This window comes from Gluconobacter sp. NFX36, assembly GCF_049887835.1.
GTDB classification, from domain to species: domain Bacteria; phylum Pseudomonadota; class Alphaproteobacteria; order Acetobacterales; family Acetobacteraceae; genus Gluconobacter; species Gluconobacter japonicus_A.
Window position 1 is genome coordinate 221,523 of record NZ_JAGEKJ010000005.1, and the last position, 14,070, is coordinate 235,592.

The 14,070-nt window shown below is 54.3% G+C and carries 22 protein-coding genes and 2 tRNA genes; 20 read left to right on the forward strand and 4 right to left on the reverse strand.

Annotated elements, in window-relative coordinates:
- Positions 1-82 precede the first annotated feature (82 nt).
- From J4P41_RS07410 to J4P41_RS07475, 14 genes are all read left to right on the forward strand, one after another.
- The gene (locus J4P41_RS07410; RefSeq protein WP_034881403.1) at positions 83-832 is read left to right on the forward strand and encodes a LexA family transcriptional regulator; all 750 of its coding nucleotides are present in this window, start codon (positions 83-85) and stop codon (positions 830-832) included.
- A 14-nt stretch (positions 833-846) separates the two neighbouring features.
- Entirely contained in the window at positions 847-1,758 is a 912-nt protein-coding gene (locus J4P41_RS07415) for a DUF3800 domain-containing protein (protein ID WP_426066621.1), read from the forward strand.
- A 183-nt stretch (positions 1,759-1,941) separates the two neighbouring features.
- Positions 1,942-2,160: a hypothetical protein gene (locus tag J4P41_RS07420; protein ID WP_426066622.1), complete on the forward strand. Its 219-nt coding sequence runs from the start codon at positions 1,942-1,944 to the stop codon at positions 2,158-2,160.
- A gap of 353 nt (positions 2,161-2,513) precedes the next feature.
- On the forward strand, positions 2,514-2,660 hold the full coding sequence (locus J4P41_RS07425; protein ID WP_426066623.1) for a hypothetical protein: 147 nt from the start codon (positions 2,514-2,516) through the stop codon (positions 2,658-2,660).
- A gap of 146 nt (positions 2,661-2,806) precedes the next feature.
- Positions 2,807-3,028 carry a hypothetical protein gene (locus J4P41_RS07430; protein ID WP_426066624.1) on the forward strand — a complete coding sequence of 74 codons (222 nt, stop codon included), beginning with the start codon at positions 2,807-2,809 and terminating at the stop codon, positions 3,026-3,028.
- A complete protein-coding gene (locus J4P41_RS07435; protein ID WP_023942274.1) occupies positions 3,028-3,234 on the forward strand; it encodes a hypothetical protein in 207 nt (68 codons plus the stop codon). The genes J4P41_RS07430 and J4P41_RS07435 overlap by 1 nt, the downstream gene beginning before the upstream one ends.
- Positions 3,235-3,296: 62 nt before the next feature.
- The gene (locus tag J4P41_RS07440) at positions 3,297-3,554 is read left to right on the forward strand and encodes a hypothetical protein (RefSeq protein WP_426066625.1); all 258 of its coding nucleotides are present in this window, start codon (positions 3,297-3,299) and stop codon (positions 3,552-3,554) included.
- The gene (locus tag J4P41_RS07445) at positions 3,551-4,012 is read left to right on the forward strand and encodes a siphovirus Gp157 family protein (protein ID WP_426066626.1); all 462 of its coding nucleotides are present in this window, start codon (positions 3,551-3,553) and stop codon (positions 4,010-4,012) included. Before J4P41_RS07440 ends, J4P41_RS07445 begins: the two co-directional genes overlap by 4 nt.
- A 4-nt stretch (positions 4,013-4,016) precedes the next feature.
- A complete protein-coding gene (locus J4P41_RS07450) occupies positions 4,017-4,883 on the forward strand; it encodes a hypothetical protein (protein WP_426066627.1) in 867 nt (288 codons plus the stop codon).
- Complete coding sequence (locus J4P41_RS07455) at positions 4,880-5,053, forward strand: hypothetical protein (RefSeq protein ID WP_426066628.1); 174 nt, start codon at positions 4,880-4,882, stop codon at positions 5,051-5,053. The genes J4P41_RS07450 and J4P41_RS07455 overlap by 4 nt, the downstream gene beginning before the upstream one ends.
- Positions 5,053-5,505 (forward strand): hypothetical protein, encoded by a 453-nt coding sequence (locus J4P41_RS07460; protein ID WP_426066629.1) that lies wholly within the window; start codon positions 5,053-5,055, stop codon positions 5,503-5,505. Before J4P41_RS07455 ends, J4P41_RS07460 begins: the two co-directional genes overlap by 1 nt.
- Before the next feature lie 227 nt (positions 5,506-5,732).
- Complete coding sequence (locus J4P41_RS07465; RefSeq protein WP_426066630.1) at positions 5,733-5,954, forward strand: hypothetical protein; 222 nt, start codon at positions 5,733-5,735, stop codon at positions 5,952-5,954.
- A 186-nt stretch (positions 5,955-6,140) separates the two neighbouring features.
- The gene (locus J4P41_RS07470; RefSeq protein WP_426066631.1) at positions 6,141-7,244 is read left to right on the forward strand and encodes a tyrosine-type recombinase/integrase; all 1,104 of its coding nucleotides are present in this window, start codon (positions 6,141-6,143) and stop codon (positions 7,242-7,244) included.
- Positions 7,230-7,371, forward strand: a tRNA-Leu gene (locus J4P41_RS07475). Before J4P41_RS07470 ends, J4P41_RS07475 begins: the two co-directional genes overlap by 15 nt.
- A gap of 102 nt (positions 7,372-7,473) precedes the next feature.
- On the opposite strand, the gene J4P41_RS07480 is transcribed toward J4P41_RS07475, so the two are convergent.
- From J4P41_RS07480 to J4P41_RS07490, 3 genes are all read right to left on the reverse strand, one after another.
- Positions 7,474-7,773 (reverse strand): DUF2256 domain-containing protein, encoded by a 300-nt coding sequence (locus tag J4P41_RS07480; protein ID WP_426066632.1) that lies wholly within the window; start codon positions 7,771-7,773, stop codon positions 7,474-7,476.
- Positions 7,736-7,942, reverse strand: coding sequence for a cold-shock protein (locus J4P41_RS07485; protein ID WP_010501677.1), 207 nt, complete (start codon positions 7,940-7,942; stop codon positions 7,736-7,738). The genes J4P41_RS07480 and J4P41_RS07485 overlap by 38 nt, the downstream gene beginning before the upstream one ends.
- A 351-nt stretch (positions 7,943-8,293) precedes the next feature.
- Positions 8,294-8,548 (reverse strand): hypothetical protein, encoded by a 255-nt coding sequence (locus J4P41_RS07490; RefSeq protein ID WP_010501675.1) that lies wholly within the window; start codon positions 8,546-8,548, stop codon positions 8,294-8,296.
- A gap of 580 nt (positions 8,549-9,128) precedes the next feature.
- Here J4P41_RS07490 and J4P41_RS07495 point away from each other — a divergent pair.
- Positions 9,129-9,278, forward strand: a complete 150-nt coding sequence (locus tag J4P41_RS07495; RefSeq protein WP_175266153.1) for a hypothetical protein — start codon at positions 9,129-9,131, stop codon at positions 9,276-9,278.
- 27 nt (positions 9,279-9,305) lie between these two features.
- On the opposite strand, the gene ruvX is transcribed toward J4P41_RS07495, so the two are convergent.
- A complete protein-coding gene (gene ruvX, locus J4P41_RS07500) occupies positions 9,306-9,791 on the reverse strand; it encodes a Holliday junction resolvase RuvX (RefSeq protein ID WP_426066633.1) in 486 nt (161 codons plus the stop codon).
- A gap of 67 nt (positions 9,792-9,858) precedes the next feature.
- Here ruvX and gatC point away from each other — a divergent pair, with 67 nt between their 5' ends.
- The 5 genes from gatC (at position 9,859) to J4P41_RS07525 (ending at position 13,970) form a co-directional block, all read left to right on the forward strand.
- Positions 9,859-10,146, forward strand: coding sequence for an Asp-tRNA(Asn)/Glu-tRNA(Gln) amidotransferase subunit GatC (gene gatC / locus J4P41_RS07505; RefSeq protein ID WP_023942393.1), 288 nt, complete (start codon positions 9,859-9,861; stop codon positions 10,144-10,146).
- Complete coding sequence (gatA, locus tag J4P41_RS07510) at positions 10,146-11,633, forward strand: Asp-tRNA(Asn)/Glu-tRNA(Gln) amidotransferase subunit GatA (RefSeq protein ID WP_426066634.1); 1,488 nt, start codon at positions 10,146-10,148, stop codon at positions 11,631-11,633. Before gatC ends, gatA begins: the two co-directional genes overlap by 1 nt.
- Complete coding sequence (gene gatB, locus J4P41_RS07515) at positions 11,630-13,087, forward strand: Asp-tRNA(Asn)/Glu-tRNA(Gln) amidotransferase subunit GatB (protein WP_426066635.1); 1,458 nt, start codon at positions 11,630-11,632, stop codon at positions 13,085-13,087. Before gatA ends, gatB begins: the two co-directional genes overlap by 4 nt.
- 94 nt (positions 13,088-13,181) lie before the next feature.
- Positions 13,182-13,273, forward strand: a tRNA-Ser gene (locus J4P41_RS07520).
- 268 nt (positions 13,274-13,541) lie between these two features.
- Entirely contained in the window at positions 13,542-13,970 is a 429-nt protein-coding gene (locus J4P41_RS07525) for a tyrosine-type recombinase/integrase (protein WP_426066636.1), read from the forward strand.
- Positions 13,971-14,070 lie beyond the last annotated feature (100 nt).

Sequence of the window (14,070 nt, forward strand, 5' to 3'; positions counted from 1 at the left end):
TGCGATATGTGCGACGAGTTCACACAAAAAGCAACGACTATTTCGCACAGACATGTGCGGTCTTTTCGCACATAGTAACGGAATGACAGATTTGCCTGTAAGAGAACGCCTGAAATCCCTGCGCTCGCGGGCTGGATATACGGTCAGAGAGTTTGCCCAGGCTCTTGGATATGAAGAGCGTTACTCGACGTACGCTTCGTACGAGGGGAAATATAAGAAGCCCTTCCTGCCTGTCGATTTGGTCAAAGGAATGCTCCCCTTGCTCCTTGACCGCGGCGACCCGCCAATCACAGCTTCCGAAGTATGGGAACTGGCTGGTGTAGCGCCTGGCTCAGAGGGAATTGCGGACAGTATCCAGCGAGCGGAGCGCGCAGAGAGGGCCAAGAAGCCAAACCATGGCGAAGTCGTCATCAATGAGTTCGATGTTTCTCCGCAGGCTGGCGGCGGTGCGCTTGTAGCTGAAAATGGCGGAGATGGAGACATGCACGTCTCGCTCGCCACATGGACGCTGCCAAAAGCATTTCTTGAGAACTACGTGCCAGATAGCTCGGGTCTCGCTGTAGTCCGCGTCATTGGTAATTCAATGGAACCCGATTTCATGCCGGGCGACCGGGTGCTTGTGGACACGCACCACAAGATCCTGAGCCATGACGGTGTGTATGTTCTTTGGAACGGACATGGGGTGGTCATCAAGCAGCTTCAGCTTGTCCCCCTGAGTGACCCCGCGCGCGTTCGTATCATCAGCGTGAACAAGACATACGACACAGACACGGTTCTTCTCTCGGATATCGAGATCAACGGCCGCGTCGTTGGGAAGTGGACTTGGAAGTAACCAGGAAATCCGGCATGAATTCCTCAGCCAGCAAGTACAAATTTACACTCTATGTAGATGAGGCTGGGGACGACGGCCTAAAAGCTTATCTTAATGATGATAACGATCTCAGTTCAGAGTGGTTCGTTCTCGGCGGCATTGTCAGTAAAACATCAGATGAGCCGGAATTGCTTCGTAGATTGAATGACGGGGCAGCTAGGGCGGGCCTACCTTTTGGTAGGGATATTCACTTCGCGCGTTTAAATCATAAGAAGAAAGCAATTATATGCCACGAATTAGGATTAGGGCCATTCCGTTGGTTCTGCGTCATATCGCACAAAAAAAATATGCGAGCACACAGGAACGCTAAGGCAGAGTCAGTATCCAAAAAGCAGAAATTTCTATATAATTGGATGCTCAGATTGTTACTTGAGAGAGTAACTAGATATTGTAAGGAATATAATGACCGATGCTCTGTTAAAAGCAATGTTAGCGATTTGAGGGTTATCCTCTCTGATCGAGGAGGATTAAGAAAGCCTGATTTTGGAGATTACTTTACCAGACTTTGGATACAATATCACAGTGGAACTACACATTTAAGAAAAGGATTGATCGACTTCTCAGTTTTTGACCCACCCAATATCTTTATATTCCCCAATACAGAAAAATATGGTCTACAGTCAGCTGACTTTATTGTCAGTGCTATTTATAAAAGTCTTCCCCAAAAGAGGCAGCAGAACCCAAAAATTGAATATGTCGAGGCCTTGATGCCACGCTGTGCGTCCCTTGATGGAAAGATCTTTGGGGCAGGAATAGTCATATTTCCACCAGATTGGGCAAAATCCCTGTCTGGTGAACAACTTGAATCTATTAAGTATTTTGCAGAAATAGTGGCGAGCCCCCGTCTCTGCGTTCCCACTAGAGAGTTGGATAGGTTGCCATCCTAAGGGAAACCATCTCTCCAGCTGCGTCCCGAAGGTAGCCCAGAGTGCACTCGGCGTTGCTCGCCTGACCCAAATCTAAACCGGTTTAGTTATATTGCCAACCCGGCTCCGGTCGGGTTTCTTTTTGTTTCATGATTGCCATGATCTTGCACAAGAGACCCTGCCTTGTGAGTGCAGGAGGTTCCTATGAACAAGATTGCAAAGATTAGCACTGCTATTGGACTGGCTCTCGCACTCTCAGCCTGTTGGGGGCCCGGTCCTGATGGAATGGGCGGCCCGGGTGGCGGTGGCCCCGGAGGTGATCAAGGCGGACCCGGCGGCGGTTACAGTCAGGGCGGAGGCCCAGGCGGTGGCGACATGGGAGGAATGGGCGGCGGCGGTGGCGGCCCAGGCGGCGGAATGTAAGATCGAGACCCAGCTTCGGCTGGGTTTTCTTTTATCGGGGGGAACTGCCACCGCACGCAGACTTTAAATGGTCTCATCACAAAAATTTGGAGGAGGGGACCATGCACGGCGTATCTGATTTGATCTTCGACCTGCTGGAAAGTCATGCGAGCGAGCTGCCCAATCCACCCCCTCCAATGCCACCGCCGTTGCCACCTGCGCCCAATCCGCCCACCTTACCTGATGAGCCACCCCCGATGGAGGAACCGCCGGAGCTTATGAATTAAAAGCAAATCTAGATTTATATTTGTTGCGATGTTGATATGGTCTCTCATCTAAGGCCCGCATCTCGCGGGCTGTAGGAGAGGGCTTGAATGAGCAAGATCATCAAAATCAGCGCAGGCATCGGATTGGCATTTGCAATGGCTGCATGCAGCACAACTCCGACAGATGCAGGCAAGACGGGCGCTAAGCCTATTGGTGAGCCCACAGCCTATTACGGGCGCGACAGAGACAACTGAGAGCTTTGAACCCGGTGAAAGCCGGGTTTCTTTTTTTGTGCGATAGAATCGATAAAATCATACATGTGCGATTTTATCGCTTGACCATTGTGTGATAACGTCGCACATAGACTCTCATGCCCCACAGCGGGGCGGGGAGATCAACAATGGCAAACCTGCCGGACAATTTCTCACAGACGAGTTTTAACCAGAGGTTCGTTCCTGCTGCTCTACAGAGCGCGAACGACGAGCTGGAAAGCCTTGAAGCTGCCTTTGATGCGCTTGAAGAGCTGGATGACCTGAACGCGGATCAGGAAGCAGAATATTGGGAGCTGGAACGCCAGATTGGCGAGGCTCGGTATCTCCGTAATTACCTGGAGACGAACTGATGTCCGAGGTTCTCGACCGCCCACAAGGTAAGCTGGTCACGATGGAGTTCAATACGGCTCTCGGGCGAGTTCAGTCAGTCACCGGCATGCTCCTACGCTTCAGAGATGGAGCCCGCGCGATGGGAAGCAGCGACATTGCTGAAGAGTGTAATGTCGCAAAAGACGAGCTCGAACAGCTTCTCTCAGAACTGACCTTCTCAGAATAACAGCCAAGTAAACACAGGAAATTCGAACAATGCGTGAAGCAGTGAACGGGAGAGGTGCGTCTATGTCGTTCGTTCCTCATCCAGATACAGTCCGTAAGATCCGGCAGTTACACCGGATGGCAGACTACCTCCGCAATCAGCGCAATATCGCCCCAACTCAGGGACTGCGCGAACTGTACGAAACACAGCTCATCGGCAAGCTTGACGAGATTGCTGCCATTGAGAACGGCCCTGCCGTCGCTCGCCTGCGCAAGTTAGCAGAGTCCGTGAAGCCGGGACTGTTCTTTATCATGGCTGAGTTGGATGGAGCGAAGGCATGAGCGAGGCTCTTACGAAAGACCCGCGCGACGTGGCGAACGCTCAATATGCGCAGTTCCTCAAGCCTGCGATCAAAGCCTTCAACAATGCATTGGAGCTGCTACGCGCGGCCAACGATCCGGATGGGCCGACTGTGGATCTGATCGACGCAGCGGAGCAGGCAGAGAAGCAGTTCAAGGCCGCTGCTGGTGCCCTTCGCGCTGCGCTGTTCGCGGAAATGCAGGCGACCGGTCAGTTCGAAGTCGAGGGAAACGGCATCGCCGCATCGCTTCGGGCAGGCTCCACGTCAGGAGAAGTCACGGACGAGAAGGCGCTCAAGGCCGCTCATCCGGATCTCTATATCCCGCAGCCGGACAAGCTCGACAAAGCGCGGCTCACGAAAATGCTCAAGGCCATCGGCTCAGTGCCGGGCGCGAAACTCAGCACTGGCGAACCGTCGCTCGCCATTCGGAGGGTTTGAGGACATGAACGCAGTAGCAACGACGCAGGGTCATGCGCCTGCAATCCAGATCACCAGCTTCAATGAGCTGATGCGCTTTGCTGAAATGGCGTCTCAGAGCGGAATGGTGCCGAGCCAGTACAACGGCAAGCCGGGTGCCGTTCTGATTGCTGTGCAGATGGGTTCTGAGCTTGGTCTGGCTCCGATGCAGTCACTCCAGAACATCGCAGTCATCAACGGTCGCCCGAGCGTCTGGGGTGATGCGCTTCTGGGTCTCGTGAAAGCGTCCCCTGTCTGTGATGACGTGATCGAGACAATGGAAGGCGAGGGCGATCAGATGACGGCAATCTGCGTCGCCAAGCGTAAAGGCAAATCACCTGTTGAAGCTCGGTTCAGCGTGCAGGATGCCAAAGATGCGGGCCTGTGGAATAAGCAGGGGCCATGGAAGCAGTATTCCCGTCGCATGCTCCAGATGCGAGCCCGCGGATTTGCCCTTCGTGATGCGTTTCCGGATGTGTTGCGCGGTCTGATCACAGCTGAGGAAGCCGCAGACATTCCGCAGGACGATTTCCGCAATAGCGTCAGCAATCAGCCCCCTGTGAATGTGACGCCTCAGAAGCGCCAACTCCCACGTGAAGAGCGTCCGGTTGATCACGTTCAGTGGTTCAAGAGTCGCTTGGCAAATTGCTCGGACACGGGCTGCGTTCTCGCACTCGAAAGCAACTGGGCCAAGACACAGAAGAAAGCCTCCGACGCAGGAAAGCCGATTTCAGAAGAGACGCTCGACGCAGTGAAAGATCTGATCGCGGATCGTTACGGCGAGCTCGTCCAGCAGGAACAGCAGCAGGCCGCCGAGAACGCGAGTGTTGAGCTTGAGGAGATGCCAGCATGACCCGCGACCTGGACCAAGACATGCGCCCGGCCATCTGGGTGCAGCAGATGGCGGAGACGCTGCGGGAAGCCGCGAACGAGTGGAAGCACACGCCGTGGGGCCGAGACCTCACGAGCGATGTTGCACGGATTGAGCGCCTGGACGGGCGATTTGTTGGGGGTGAGGCGTGATGTCGGAAGCGAAGTTTGCGCCTGGTCCGTGGGCTTGGTTTGGAACTGCTGGAGGATGCCCAGAGATCTATCTTGCGACTAACCATTCAGGGCGTCGGTATGTGATGGGATTTCAGCGATGGGGATTGAATGGGGCGCAGCCTTCCTTCCAGCCCGAAGGCCGGGGGATGGTGAAGGCAAAAGACCTTCTGCAATTCGAAGTCGGCGATCAGTCGATTGTTGGCTTGGATGCGGCTCAAAAAGATACGTCTGTCTATCGGTTTCAAATCCGCGGGATTGCAGCTCCCGATGCCCATCTAATCGCCGCCGCACCGGAGCTTTACGAGGCTTTGCGCATGGCTGCGAATGATCTGAACACTGCGGCGAGCTTACTCCCAGACATTGCTCCTGCACTCCTTGAAACGGTGAAGCAGGCAAATGCCACCCTTACCAAAGCCCGAGGTGAGGCATGATGCACCTCCCCACCCTAATCGAGGCCCTGGCCCTCGTGATCCTGTTCCACCTGTCGGCCGGTCAGCGGCCGGGGAGTGTTTGAGGTGAGTGAGACGATGACTCGCGTCGAGTTCAAGTGCGATCTACTAGAAGCTCTTCAAGAGCAGGGCATGGCCCGCAAAGAAAAGCTCGGAGTTTCTCCTGGCGAAAGAGTGGATCGCGTCACCTACGAATTGGACCGTATGGGATGGGCTATAGTCCGGAAGGGAGAAAATCCATGACGGACCTGACACTAACCCGCCCGCAACGCAACGTCCTGAACCTGCTGCGGGCAGAGCCGGACGTCTGGCACGCACCGACGCAAAAGGGACGGTTCGCGTATCCGTTCCTCGTTCGCCGCGGGCTGGCAGAGTGCAGTCCGGACGGGCTCTATCGCGCCGTTAAGGTGAGGGAGGGCGCCCATGGGTGAGACGCTTGATGAAACGATGACCTTTCAAGATGTTCTTGATCGCCTGAAAGGCCGCATCGGCAAGACGAAGCTCAGAGAGCACCTGAGTCGCGTCCAAGAGTTCCACGGAGGCCCTACGCACCGCCGATGGGGTAGCCGCATTATCTTCTATCCGGCAGATTACAAACGCCTTCTGTTGAGCTTGGAATGCCCCTTAAAGTCTACAAACGCCCCAATTCAGAAACGCTCTATGTCCGTGGAACTGTCAAAGGACAGGGCGTTTATGAAAGCACAGGAACTGCTGACCCGAGGCAGGCAGAAGAATACCGCGCAAAACGCGAAGCAGAACTCTGGCAAGAAGGCATCTATGGCAAACGCGCCGTTGTAACGTTTGCTCATGCTGTGACCGCTTATCTGGAGGCAGAGCCAAGGTCCGATGCGACCAAGGCTTACCTTCTTAGGCTTCTGGATCACTTCGGGACAATCCGCCTTTCGGACATCGATCAAACATCATTAGATCAGGCTTATCGGCATATCCTTCGGGACGGTGCCGAGGCCAGTTCAGCCACCAAGGTTCGATCGGTCCTCACGCCACTGCGGTCAGTTCTCGAGTTCGCTGCCATCCGCAAGTGGTGTGACCGTCCCGCGTTCGACAAGCCGCGTATTCCGACGAATAGAACGATCTACTTACGCCCCGAGCAGGTAACGCGCCTTATCGAGTGCGCAGCGCCCCACCTTAGGCCATTACTGGTTTTCCTATTCGGAACCGGAGCCAGAATGTCGGAGGCGCTGGAACTGGACTGGTCGAGTGTTGATCTGCGCGGGCAACGGGCAGTGGTGTGGCAGAAGCAGGGCAATGAACGACACATCGATCTCCCGGCAAGGGTGTGTGCAGCTCTGGCGGCATTGCCGAATCGGGATGGTCGTGTGTTTCGTCCCGTCCGTTCTCGCAAGTCGCGAAGCGGGCAGGGGAAGGAGGTCGGGAGCGCCTACTTTGAAAATGGCCGCACGAGTGGTGGACAGATTAAGTCAGGCTGGTCAGTCGCATGCCACAAGGCTGGGCTGCCTGGAAAGATGCGGATATGGGTGCCGAAAGGGAAGCAGACAGAACGGCACTTCTTCGTTCCAGACGTCACGCCTCACGATGCTCGTCACACGTGGGCAAGCTGGCAATACTGCATCCACAAGGATCTTATGAGACTGAAAGCAGACGGCGGCTGGGGGAACATTACGACAGTGACTCGGTACGCCAAGGTGATGCCAGATGCCTACCGCGATGAAGTCATAGAGTGGCTGGGGATAAGTGGCTAAATGTGCAGAATTGGTGCAGTCCGCTATTGGACTGCGCTAGACCCGTTGTTAAACCGCCATTTTCTGTGATTTCTCAACTACCTTGACATGGTAGGGGTCACAGGTTCAATCCCTGTTGCGCCCACCACCCGATCCGGTCAGAATTTTTCCTGAAAATCTACAAATCAAAGAATGCTCTAACCAGCGTCTTTTCCAAGCGGCCCTATAGCCCCTTAACAAGCAAAAACAGTCATATCTCGCGCTTGGCTCGCTTACAGGCTTCTGAACAATATCTGACCTGATCCCAGTCCTTGGCCCATTTCCGACGCCAGGAAAACGGCCGGACGCAAACAGCGCAAATCTTTTCAGGCAGATGAGCTTTAGCCGGCTTTCGGTGAATTTTTCCCTTACGGCGCACAGTTTGCTTCAGCTCTTCAAAATGCCAACTCGCAAAGAATACAAAAAAGCCGCCCAAACAGGCGGCTTTTTCTACAGGCAAGAATGCCCGGACGTCATGCAACCTTGAGAGCGACCGCAGACTTCTTGCCATTACGGCCAGCTTCGACCTCGAAGGAAACCTCCTGACCTTCGTTCAGAGTCCGCAGACCTGCACGCTCAACTTCAGAAATGTGAACAAACACATCCTGAGCGCCACCTTCTGGCTGAATGAAACCGAAACCCTTGGTCGGGTTGAACCATTTTACGGTGCCTGTTGTCATAACGAGGCTCCTTATTAGAAAGGCGGTCGCGCGCAAAACACGCACGCAATCATAACTTTTAAGGGAAAAATTGATGCAACGCGCATCCATGATCCGGATAAAAGCATCCGCCAATGACGATATATATTTAAGCGAGATACAAATGCAAGAAAAACATAAAATATACTGAAAATAATGTTGTCATTATAAAACGAGAAAGAACCCAAATATTTGAAACGCAATATTTTTATCATTCAATTCTCAGACGGATTTTTAGAAAAATAATTTTCATCCGCTTGAATTTTCTTTGAAAAACAAAAAAAAGCCGGACCACCTCCACGGTGGACCGGCTTTTACAAAACTCAAAGAAACTTACTCGCCGTCGTTGAATTCGTCTTCTTCACCGTCATCATAAAGAACTTCTTCGACAGTGATAGAAAGAGTGTCATTCTCGCTCAGAAGATCAGCAACCGCGTTGGCTTCATCTTCTTCTTCATAGAGTTCGGCATCACCTGGATCCGAAACCCACTTTTCCGCAGGATTCCAGAACTCATCGTCCCCATTCTCCAACTCGCGGCGGATCAGGTAACCTGCGACTTCGTCACCAGCAATATCTTCATCGGCCATGATAATGGTCCTCCTTAGCGAGAAGAGAGGCTCTTTCATGTGTGGTGTCAATTCCTTTGAAAGCAGAGAATCTAGCCGTACCGCCTCATGAAAGATGAAACATTTTCGACAACGGCGCGGAAAGACGCTTTTTCCATCTTTTCATAAACCACTCTGATCAGACTGATAAATTTTTCCCCTTGGAACAGGATTTTTCTACCGCTCACAGTTCAAATAGGGTATATTTGGTCCAGATTAATGGAGGGCAGTTTCATGGTCGACAAAATCTCCAGCCTCTCTCTTCAAGACAGAATTGATGAATCGATCAAAGGCGGAATGCTGGAAGCCTGCGCCAGACATTCGGATATGTTTCTGAAGCCTCGATCGCCCACAGCGTCAAATGTGCTTCTCTGGACAGTCAGCACGTATGCAGCCCACACGCGACTAGACCTTCATCAAACCTTGAAGACATGCCAACCAACAAGAGATCCAAATTGAAGGCCACAACCCGACCGAGAGAACTCTCTCATCGTCAGTAGTAAATGGGGTGATGAGCCATAATTTACTCGCATCACCCCGATGCCTGCCCTAATGTTGGAATATGACAGACCAAACCGATCTTGATGATGACGATGTCGCACTAGATGCCACAGAGGAAGGAGAGAGTCTCCTCTCCAGCCTCATGCTGCCCGTCTGTATCCTGATTGGCCTGTCTATCGTCGGGATTATTATTGGTATCAGCTTCATATAAGGTGCGTTCACACCAATTCTTTTAGTTTTAGAAAAAAGACTCAATTGCTTCAGGCTTGGTCGCATCCAGCCAGCCTTGAAGCATATAGGCAGCAGCCATCTTATCCACGACTTCAGCGCGTCGACCCCGAGTCATATCTGCATCCTGAATCAGGAAACGATTCACCGCACTCGAAGACAACCGCTCATCCCATAAACACGCAGGCACGCCCAAACGTTCGGAAAGAGCCGTTGTCCAATCCGATGCCGCGCGCGCTGCAGGGCCAAAAGATCCATCAAGTGACAATGGCAATCCGACAACAATCGCCCCAACATCCTGACGCTTGACGATCTCTGCAAGCTCCTTCGCATTTTCCCCAAGTTTGCGCCGTTTCAGGCCAATCAGAGGGGAGGCGAGCATGAGGGAAACATCTGTCACTGCGACACCGATCGTCTTCGATCCTGGGTCTATCCCAAGGATGCGCTGATCAGTTTGAAGGACATTACGGAGGGCATGTGGATTGAACAGGGACATATCCCGGCGTTATGATCCGTCTGACGGCTGAAAAGCTACCATAATTTCCTCTTTTTCAGGAATGTTCATGTCGCTCGACGCGAAAACGGTCACGCGCATCGCCAGATTGGCGAGAATTGGTCTCGAACCGGGAGAGGTTGACGCTCTCGGCAAGGAGATGGGATCCATCATAGACTGGGTGGAACAGCTTAACGAAGTGGACGTCACGGATGTGCCTCCCATGATCGGCACCGGCCTGGCCAAGCCGCGCCTGCGGGAAGACCGCGTCACGGACGGCAATCGCCGTGATGACGTGCTCTCCAACGCTCCGGACCGTGAAGGTCCGTTCTACACGGTTCCGAAGGTGGTCGAATAATGTCCAGCATGCATGATTTTACGCTGGCTTCTGCCCGGGACGCCCTCAAGGCCCGTAAGATTTCCGCCGTTGAACTGACGAACGCTCATCTTAATGCCATTGAGCGTCTGGACGGCCGCCTCAACAGCTTCATCACTCGCACGCCTGATCAGGCCCGTGCAGCAGCCAAGGCTGCCGATGAGGCTCTGGCGAAAGGTGAGGGCGGAGCGCTAACGGGCATCCCGCTCGGCATCAAGGATCTGTTCTGCACGAATGGCGTCCGCACCACTGCTGCCAGCAAGATCCTGGGCAATTTTGTCCCCCCCTACGAAAGCACGGTCACGTCCAACCTGCTCCGTGACGGTGCAGTCTTTCTGGGCAAGCTGAACCTTGACGAATTCGCTATGGGCTCCGCGAACCTGACTTCCGCTTTCGGTCCGGTTGAAAACCCGTGGAAGCGCAATGGCTCTGATGCCAAGCTGGTTCCGGGTGGCTCTTCTGGTGGCTCTGCTGCGGCTGTAGCTGCGGGTCTGGTTCTGGGCGCAACAGGCACGGACACAGGCGGATCGATCCGTCAGCCGGCCGCCTTCACAGGCATTGCTGGTATCAAGCCGACCTATGGCCGCTGCTCCCGCTTCGGCACGATCGCTTTCGCAAGCTCGCTGGATCAGGCTGGCCCGATGGCTCGCAACCTTCAGGATTGCGCGATTCTTCTGAAATCCATGGCAGGTTTCGATGAGCGGGATTCCACAAGCGTCGATACACCTGTTCCAGACTACGAAGCCGCTCTGACACGCGGCGTCAAAGGCCTGCGCGTTGGGATTCCCAAGGAGTATCATGCTCCGGGAATGCCTGCGGAAATCGAGGCACTCTGGCAGCAGGGCATCAACTGGCTGAAGGCGGCCGGCGCGGAAATCGTCGATATTTCTCTGCCGCACACAAAGTACGGTCTGCCGACCTATTATATCGCAGCACTGGCAGAAGCCTCGTCCAATCTGGCTCGCTATGATGGCGTCCGCTTCGGTGAACGCGTCAATGGTTCCTCGCTGGATGCACTTTACGAAGCCACCCGTGCAGCAGGCTTTGGCGAGGAAGTGAAGCGTCGTATCCTCATCGGCACGCACGTTCTGTCGTCTGGCTATTACGATGCCTATTATCTGCGCGCGCAGAAGGTCCGTACGCTGATCCAGCGTGACTTCCTGAACGCTTACGAAAATGTGGACGTGATCCTGACGCCGACCGCTCCATCCGGCGCCTTCGCACAGGACGAGAAGCCAACCGATCCGGTGCAGATGTACCTCAACGACGTCTTTACTGTCCCTGCAAGCATGGCAGGCGTTCCGGCTCTGTCCGTCCCAGCTGGTCTCGATGCACAGGGCGTGCCGCTTGGGCTTCAGCTCATCGGCAAATTCTTCGACGAAGAAACACTGATCGCCGCAGGCCACGTCATCGAACAGGCCGCGTCCTTCACCCACAGACCCGCCATCCATGCAGGAGTGTCGGCATGAGCTATCGTATCACCGGCAACACCGGCGAATGGGAAATCGTCGTCGGGCTGGAAGTTCATGCCCAGGTCATCAGCAATGCAAAGCTGTTCTCCGGCGCATCTGCCTCTTATGGTGGCGAGCCGAACACACATGTCAGCCTGATTGATGCAGGCTTTCCGGGCATGCTGCCTGTTCTGAACCGGGAATGCGTCGCGCAGGCTGTTCGTACGGGCCTTGGTCTGAATGCCCAGATCAATCTGTTCAGCCGCTTCGATCGCAAGAATTATTTCTATGCCGATCTTCCGACAGGCTACCAGATCAGCCAGTTCGCTCACCCGATCGTGGGCGAAGGCAAGGTGCTGGTCGATCTGGCAGACGGAAGCACCCGTGGAATCGGCGTCACGCGCCTTCATCTGGAGCAGGACGCAGGCAAGTCCGTTCACGATCAGGACCCGACACGCTCTTTCATCGACCTGAATCGCGCAGGCGTGGCGCTGATGGAAATCGTCAGTGAGCCGGACATCCGTTCGCCGGAAGAAGCTGGCGCCTATCTGCGCAAACTGCGCCAGATTCTGCGCTATATTGGCACCTGCGACGGCAACATGGAAGAAGGCTCCATGCGTGCAGACGTAAACGTCTCCGTGCGAAAGCCGGGTGAGGAGGGGTATCGGACCCGCTGCGAGATCAAGAACGTCAACTCGATCCGCTACGTCATGCAGTCCATCGAAGTCGAAGCACAGCGCCAGATCGAAATCTGGGAAGCTGGCGGCGAAGTCGACCAAGAAACACGTCTGTTCGATCACGTCCGCAGCGAAACACGTTCGCTTCGCTCCAAAGAAGACGCGCATGATTATCGCTACTTCCCGGACCCGGATCTTCTACCGCTTGTCATCGAACAGTCCTGGGTTGATGAACTAAAAGCCGCCCTTCCGGAACTGCCAGAAGCCAAGCGCGAACGTCTGGAGCAGGACTACGGTGTCAGCCGTTATGAAGCCAGCGTCCTGACCGCAGAGCAGGCCGTTGCAGACTTCTACGAGACCGTTGCAAAGGGGGCAGATGCCCGTCTGGCCACGAACTGGATGCTCGGAGATTTCTTCGCAGCCCTGAACCGGACTGGTCGGTCCATTGAGGACAGTCCAGTCAGCGCAGAAGGCCTGCGCGAGCTTCTGGCTCTAATCTCGGACTCCACGATCAACGGAAAGATCGCCAAGGAAGTCCTTGAAGATATGGTGGAAACCGGCGAATCGGCTTCCGCAATCGTTGAGCGCAAGGGGCTGCGTCAGGTCACTGATACCGGAGCGATCGAGACGTCTATCCGCGAAATCCTCACGGCGAATGCTGACAAGGTTGCGGAATACAAATCCGGCAAGGACAAACTGTTTGGCTTCTTCGTGGGCCAGACAATGAAGGCCATGAAAGGAAAAGGTAACCCGGCTCTGGTCAACGAAATGCTGAAAAAGCTTCTTTCAGAATAAGACGTAAAAAAAGTGTCTTAGGGGGTTTGACGACAACGCCGTTCCCCCCTAAGAACGCTCCTGCAAACGCGATGTAAAAATCGCGTTTCAGAGCGGAGGGGTGGCCGAGAGGCTGAAGGCGGCGGATTGCTAATCCGTTATACGATGTAAGTCGTATCGTGGGTTCGAATCCCATCCCCTCCGCCATTATATATACCCCATAACAATTCATAGTGCTTTTAGTGTCATAGATCTGGCAGTTTTCTGCTGTTTGTGCACTCTATAATGCTCTGTGATGGTCCTTCAAGCTCATGCAGCGTCGGGGTATATATGGGGGTATCATTTTACGCGTGGGGGTATCGATGCTGACGGATATTCAGCTGCGCCGCCTTACGCCAGCAGAAAAACCTTACAAACGTGCGGATACGGGGGCCTGTTCATTCTCGTACAGCCCAACGGCTCGCGACTATGGCGCATGAAGTATCGCTTCGGCGGTCGCGAAAAGCTGCTCTCTTTTGGGGCATATCCGGAAGTCAGTCTGGCAGCGGCCCGCGATGCTCGGGACGCAGCCAGAAGCGAACTCCGGGCCGATCGCGATCCTGCCCTGACCAGAAAGCAGCGTCAGGCTGAAGCAGAGCGAGCAGACCGGCAGCTACAAGGTGTCGGAGAAAAGTGGATCTCGATTCAAGGCATTCAGTGGACGGAGCGCCATAGAGACGATGTGGCAACCAGCCTGCAACGTTTCGTATGGCCGACACTTGGCCGGATCAATCTTGATGACATCACACCTCCCATGGTGCTGGAGGTCATCCGTCGGATCGAGGCCGCACGTGCAAAAGAAACGGCACGGCGGGTTCGGCAAAGACTAAGTGCCATCTGGAGGGATCGAAGAACTGTTTGTTGATGCGCTTGTCTGATGATTTTAGTTTTTTGGCGCTTTGATTGAGGGTTTCCGGGGTGACTTTCGCTCTGCGTTTTGAGCAGATCACGGTCCATCGCCGGTG

What these genes read in the sequence shown, in the direction of transcription:
- J4P41_RS07410 (WP_034881403.1), top strand. Translation starts at nt 83, where the DNA reads ATGACAGATTTGCCTGTAAGAGAACGCCTGAAATCCCTGCGCTCGCGG.
- J4P41_RS07415 (WP_426066621.1), top strand. Translation starts at nt 847, where the DNA reads ATGAATTCCTCAGCCAGCAAGTACAAATTTACACTCTATGTAGATGAG.
- J4P41_RS07420 (WP_426066622.1), top strand. Translation starts at nt 1,942, where the DNA reads ATGAACAAGATTGCAAAGATTAGCACTGCTATTGGACTGGCTCTCGCA.
- J4P41_RS07425 (WP_426066623.1), top strand. Translation starts at nt 2,514, where the DNA reads ATGAGCAAGATCATCAAAATCAGCGCAGGCATCGGATTGGCATTTGCA.
- J4P41_RS07430 (WP_426066624.1), top strand. Translation starts at nt 2,807, where the DNA reads ATGGCAAACCTGCCGGACAATTTCTCACAGACGAGTTTTAACCAGAGG.
- J4P41_RS07435 (WP_023942274.1), top strand. Translation starts at nt 3,028, where the DNA reads ATGTCCGAGGTTCTCGACCGCCCACAAGGTAAGCTGGTCACGATGGAG.
- J4P41_RS07440 (WP_426066625.1), top strand. Translation starts at nt 3,297, where the DNA reads ATGTCGTTCGTTCCTCATCCAGATACAGTCCGTAAGATCCGGCAGTTA.
- J4P41_RS07445 (WP_426066626.1), top strand. Translation starts at nt 3,551, where the DNA reads ATGAGCGAGGCTCTTACGAAAGACCCGCGCGACGTGGCGAACGCTCAA.
- J4P41_RS07450 (WP_426066627.1), top strand. Translation starts at nt 4,017, where the DNA reads ATGAACGCAGTAGCAACGACGCAGGGTCATGCGCCTGCAATCCAGATC.
- J4P41_RS07455 (WP_426066628.1), top strand. Translation starts at nt 4,880, where the DNA reads ATGACCCGCGACCTGGACCAAGACATGCGCCCGGCCATCTGGGTGCAG.
- J4P41_RS07460 (WP_426066629.1), top strand. Translation starts at nt 5,053, where the DNA reads ATGTCGGAAGCGAAGTTTGCGCCTGGTCCGTGGGCTTGGTTTGGAACT.
- J4P41_RS07465 (WP_426066630.1), top strand. Translation starts at nt 5,733, where the DNA reads ATGGGCTATAGTCCGGAAGGGAGAAAATCCATGACGGACCTGACACTA.
- J4P41_RS07470 (WP_426066631.1), top strand. Translation starts at nt 6,141, where the DNA reads ATGCCCCTTAAAGTCTACAAACGCCCCAATTCAGAAACGCTCTATGTC.
- J4P41_RS07480 (WP_426066632.1), bottom strand. Translation starts at nt 7,773, where the DNA reads ATGGCAAGAAGTCTGCGGTCGCTCTCAAGGTTGCATGACGTCCGGGCA.
- J4P41_RS07485 (WP_010501677.1), bottom strand. Translation starts at nt 7,942, where the DNA reads ATGACAACAGGCACCGTAAAATGGTTCAACCCGACCAAGGGTTTCGGT.
- J4P41_RS07490 (WP_010501675.1), bottom strand. Translation starts at nt 8,548, where the DNA reads ATGGCCGATGAAGATATTGCTGGTGACGAAGTCGCAGGTTACCTGATC.
- J4P41_RS07495 (WP_175266153.1), top strand. Translation starts at nt 9,129, where the DNA reads ATGACAGACCAAACCGATCTTGATGATGACGATGTCGCACTAGATGCC.
- ruvX (WP_426066633.1), bottom strand. Translation starts at nt 9,791, where the DNA reads ATGTCCCTGTTCAATCCACATGCCCTCCGTAATGTCCTTCAAACTGAT.
- gatC (WP_023942393.1), top strand. Translation starts at nt 9,859, where the DNA reads ATGTCGCTCGACGCGAAAACGGTCACGCGCATCGCCAGATTGGCGAGA.
- gatA (WP_426066634.1), top strand. Translation starts at nt 10,146, where the DNA reads ATGTCCAGCATGCATGATTTTACGCTGGCTTCTGCCCGGGACGCCCTC.
- gatB (WP_426066635.1), top strand. Translation starts at nt 11,630, where the DNA reads ATGAGCTATCGTATCACCGGCAACACCGGCGAATGGGAAATCGTCGTC.
- J4P41_RS07525 (WP_426066636.1), top strand. Translation starts at nt 13,542, where the DNA reads ATGAAGTATCGCTTCGGCGGTCGCGAAAAGCTGCTCTCTTTTGGGGCA.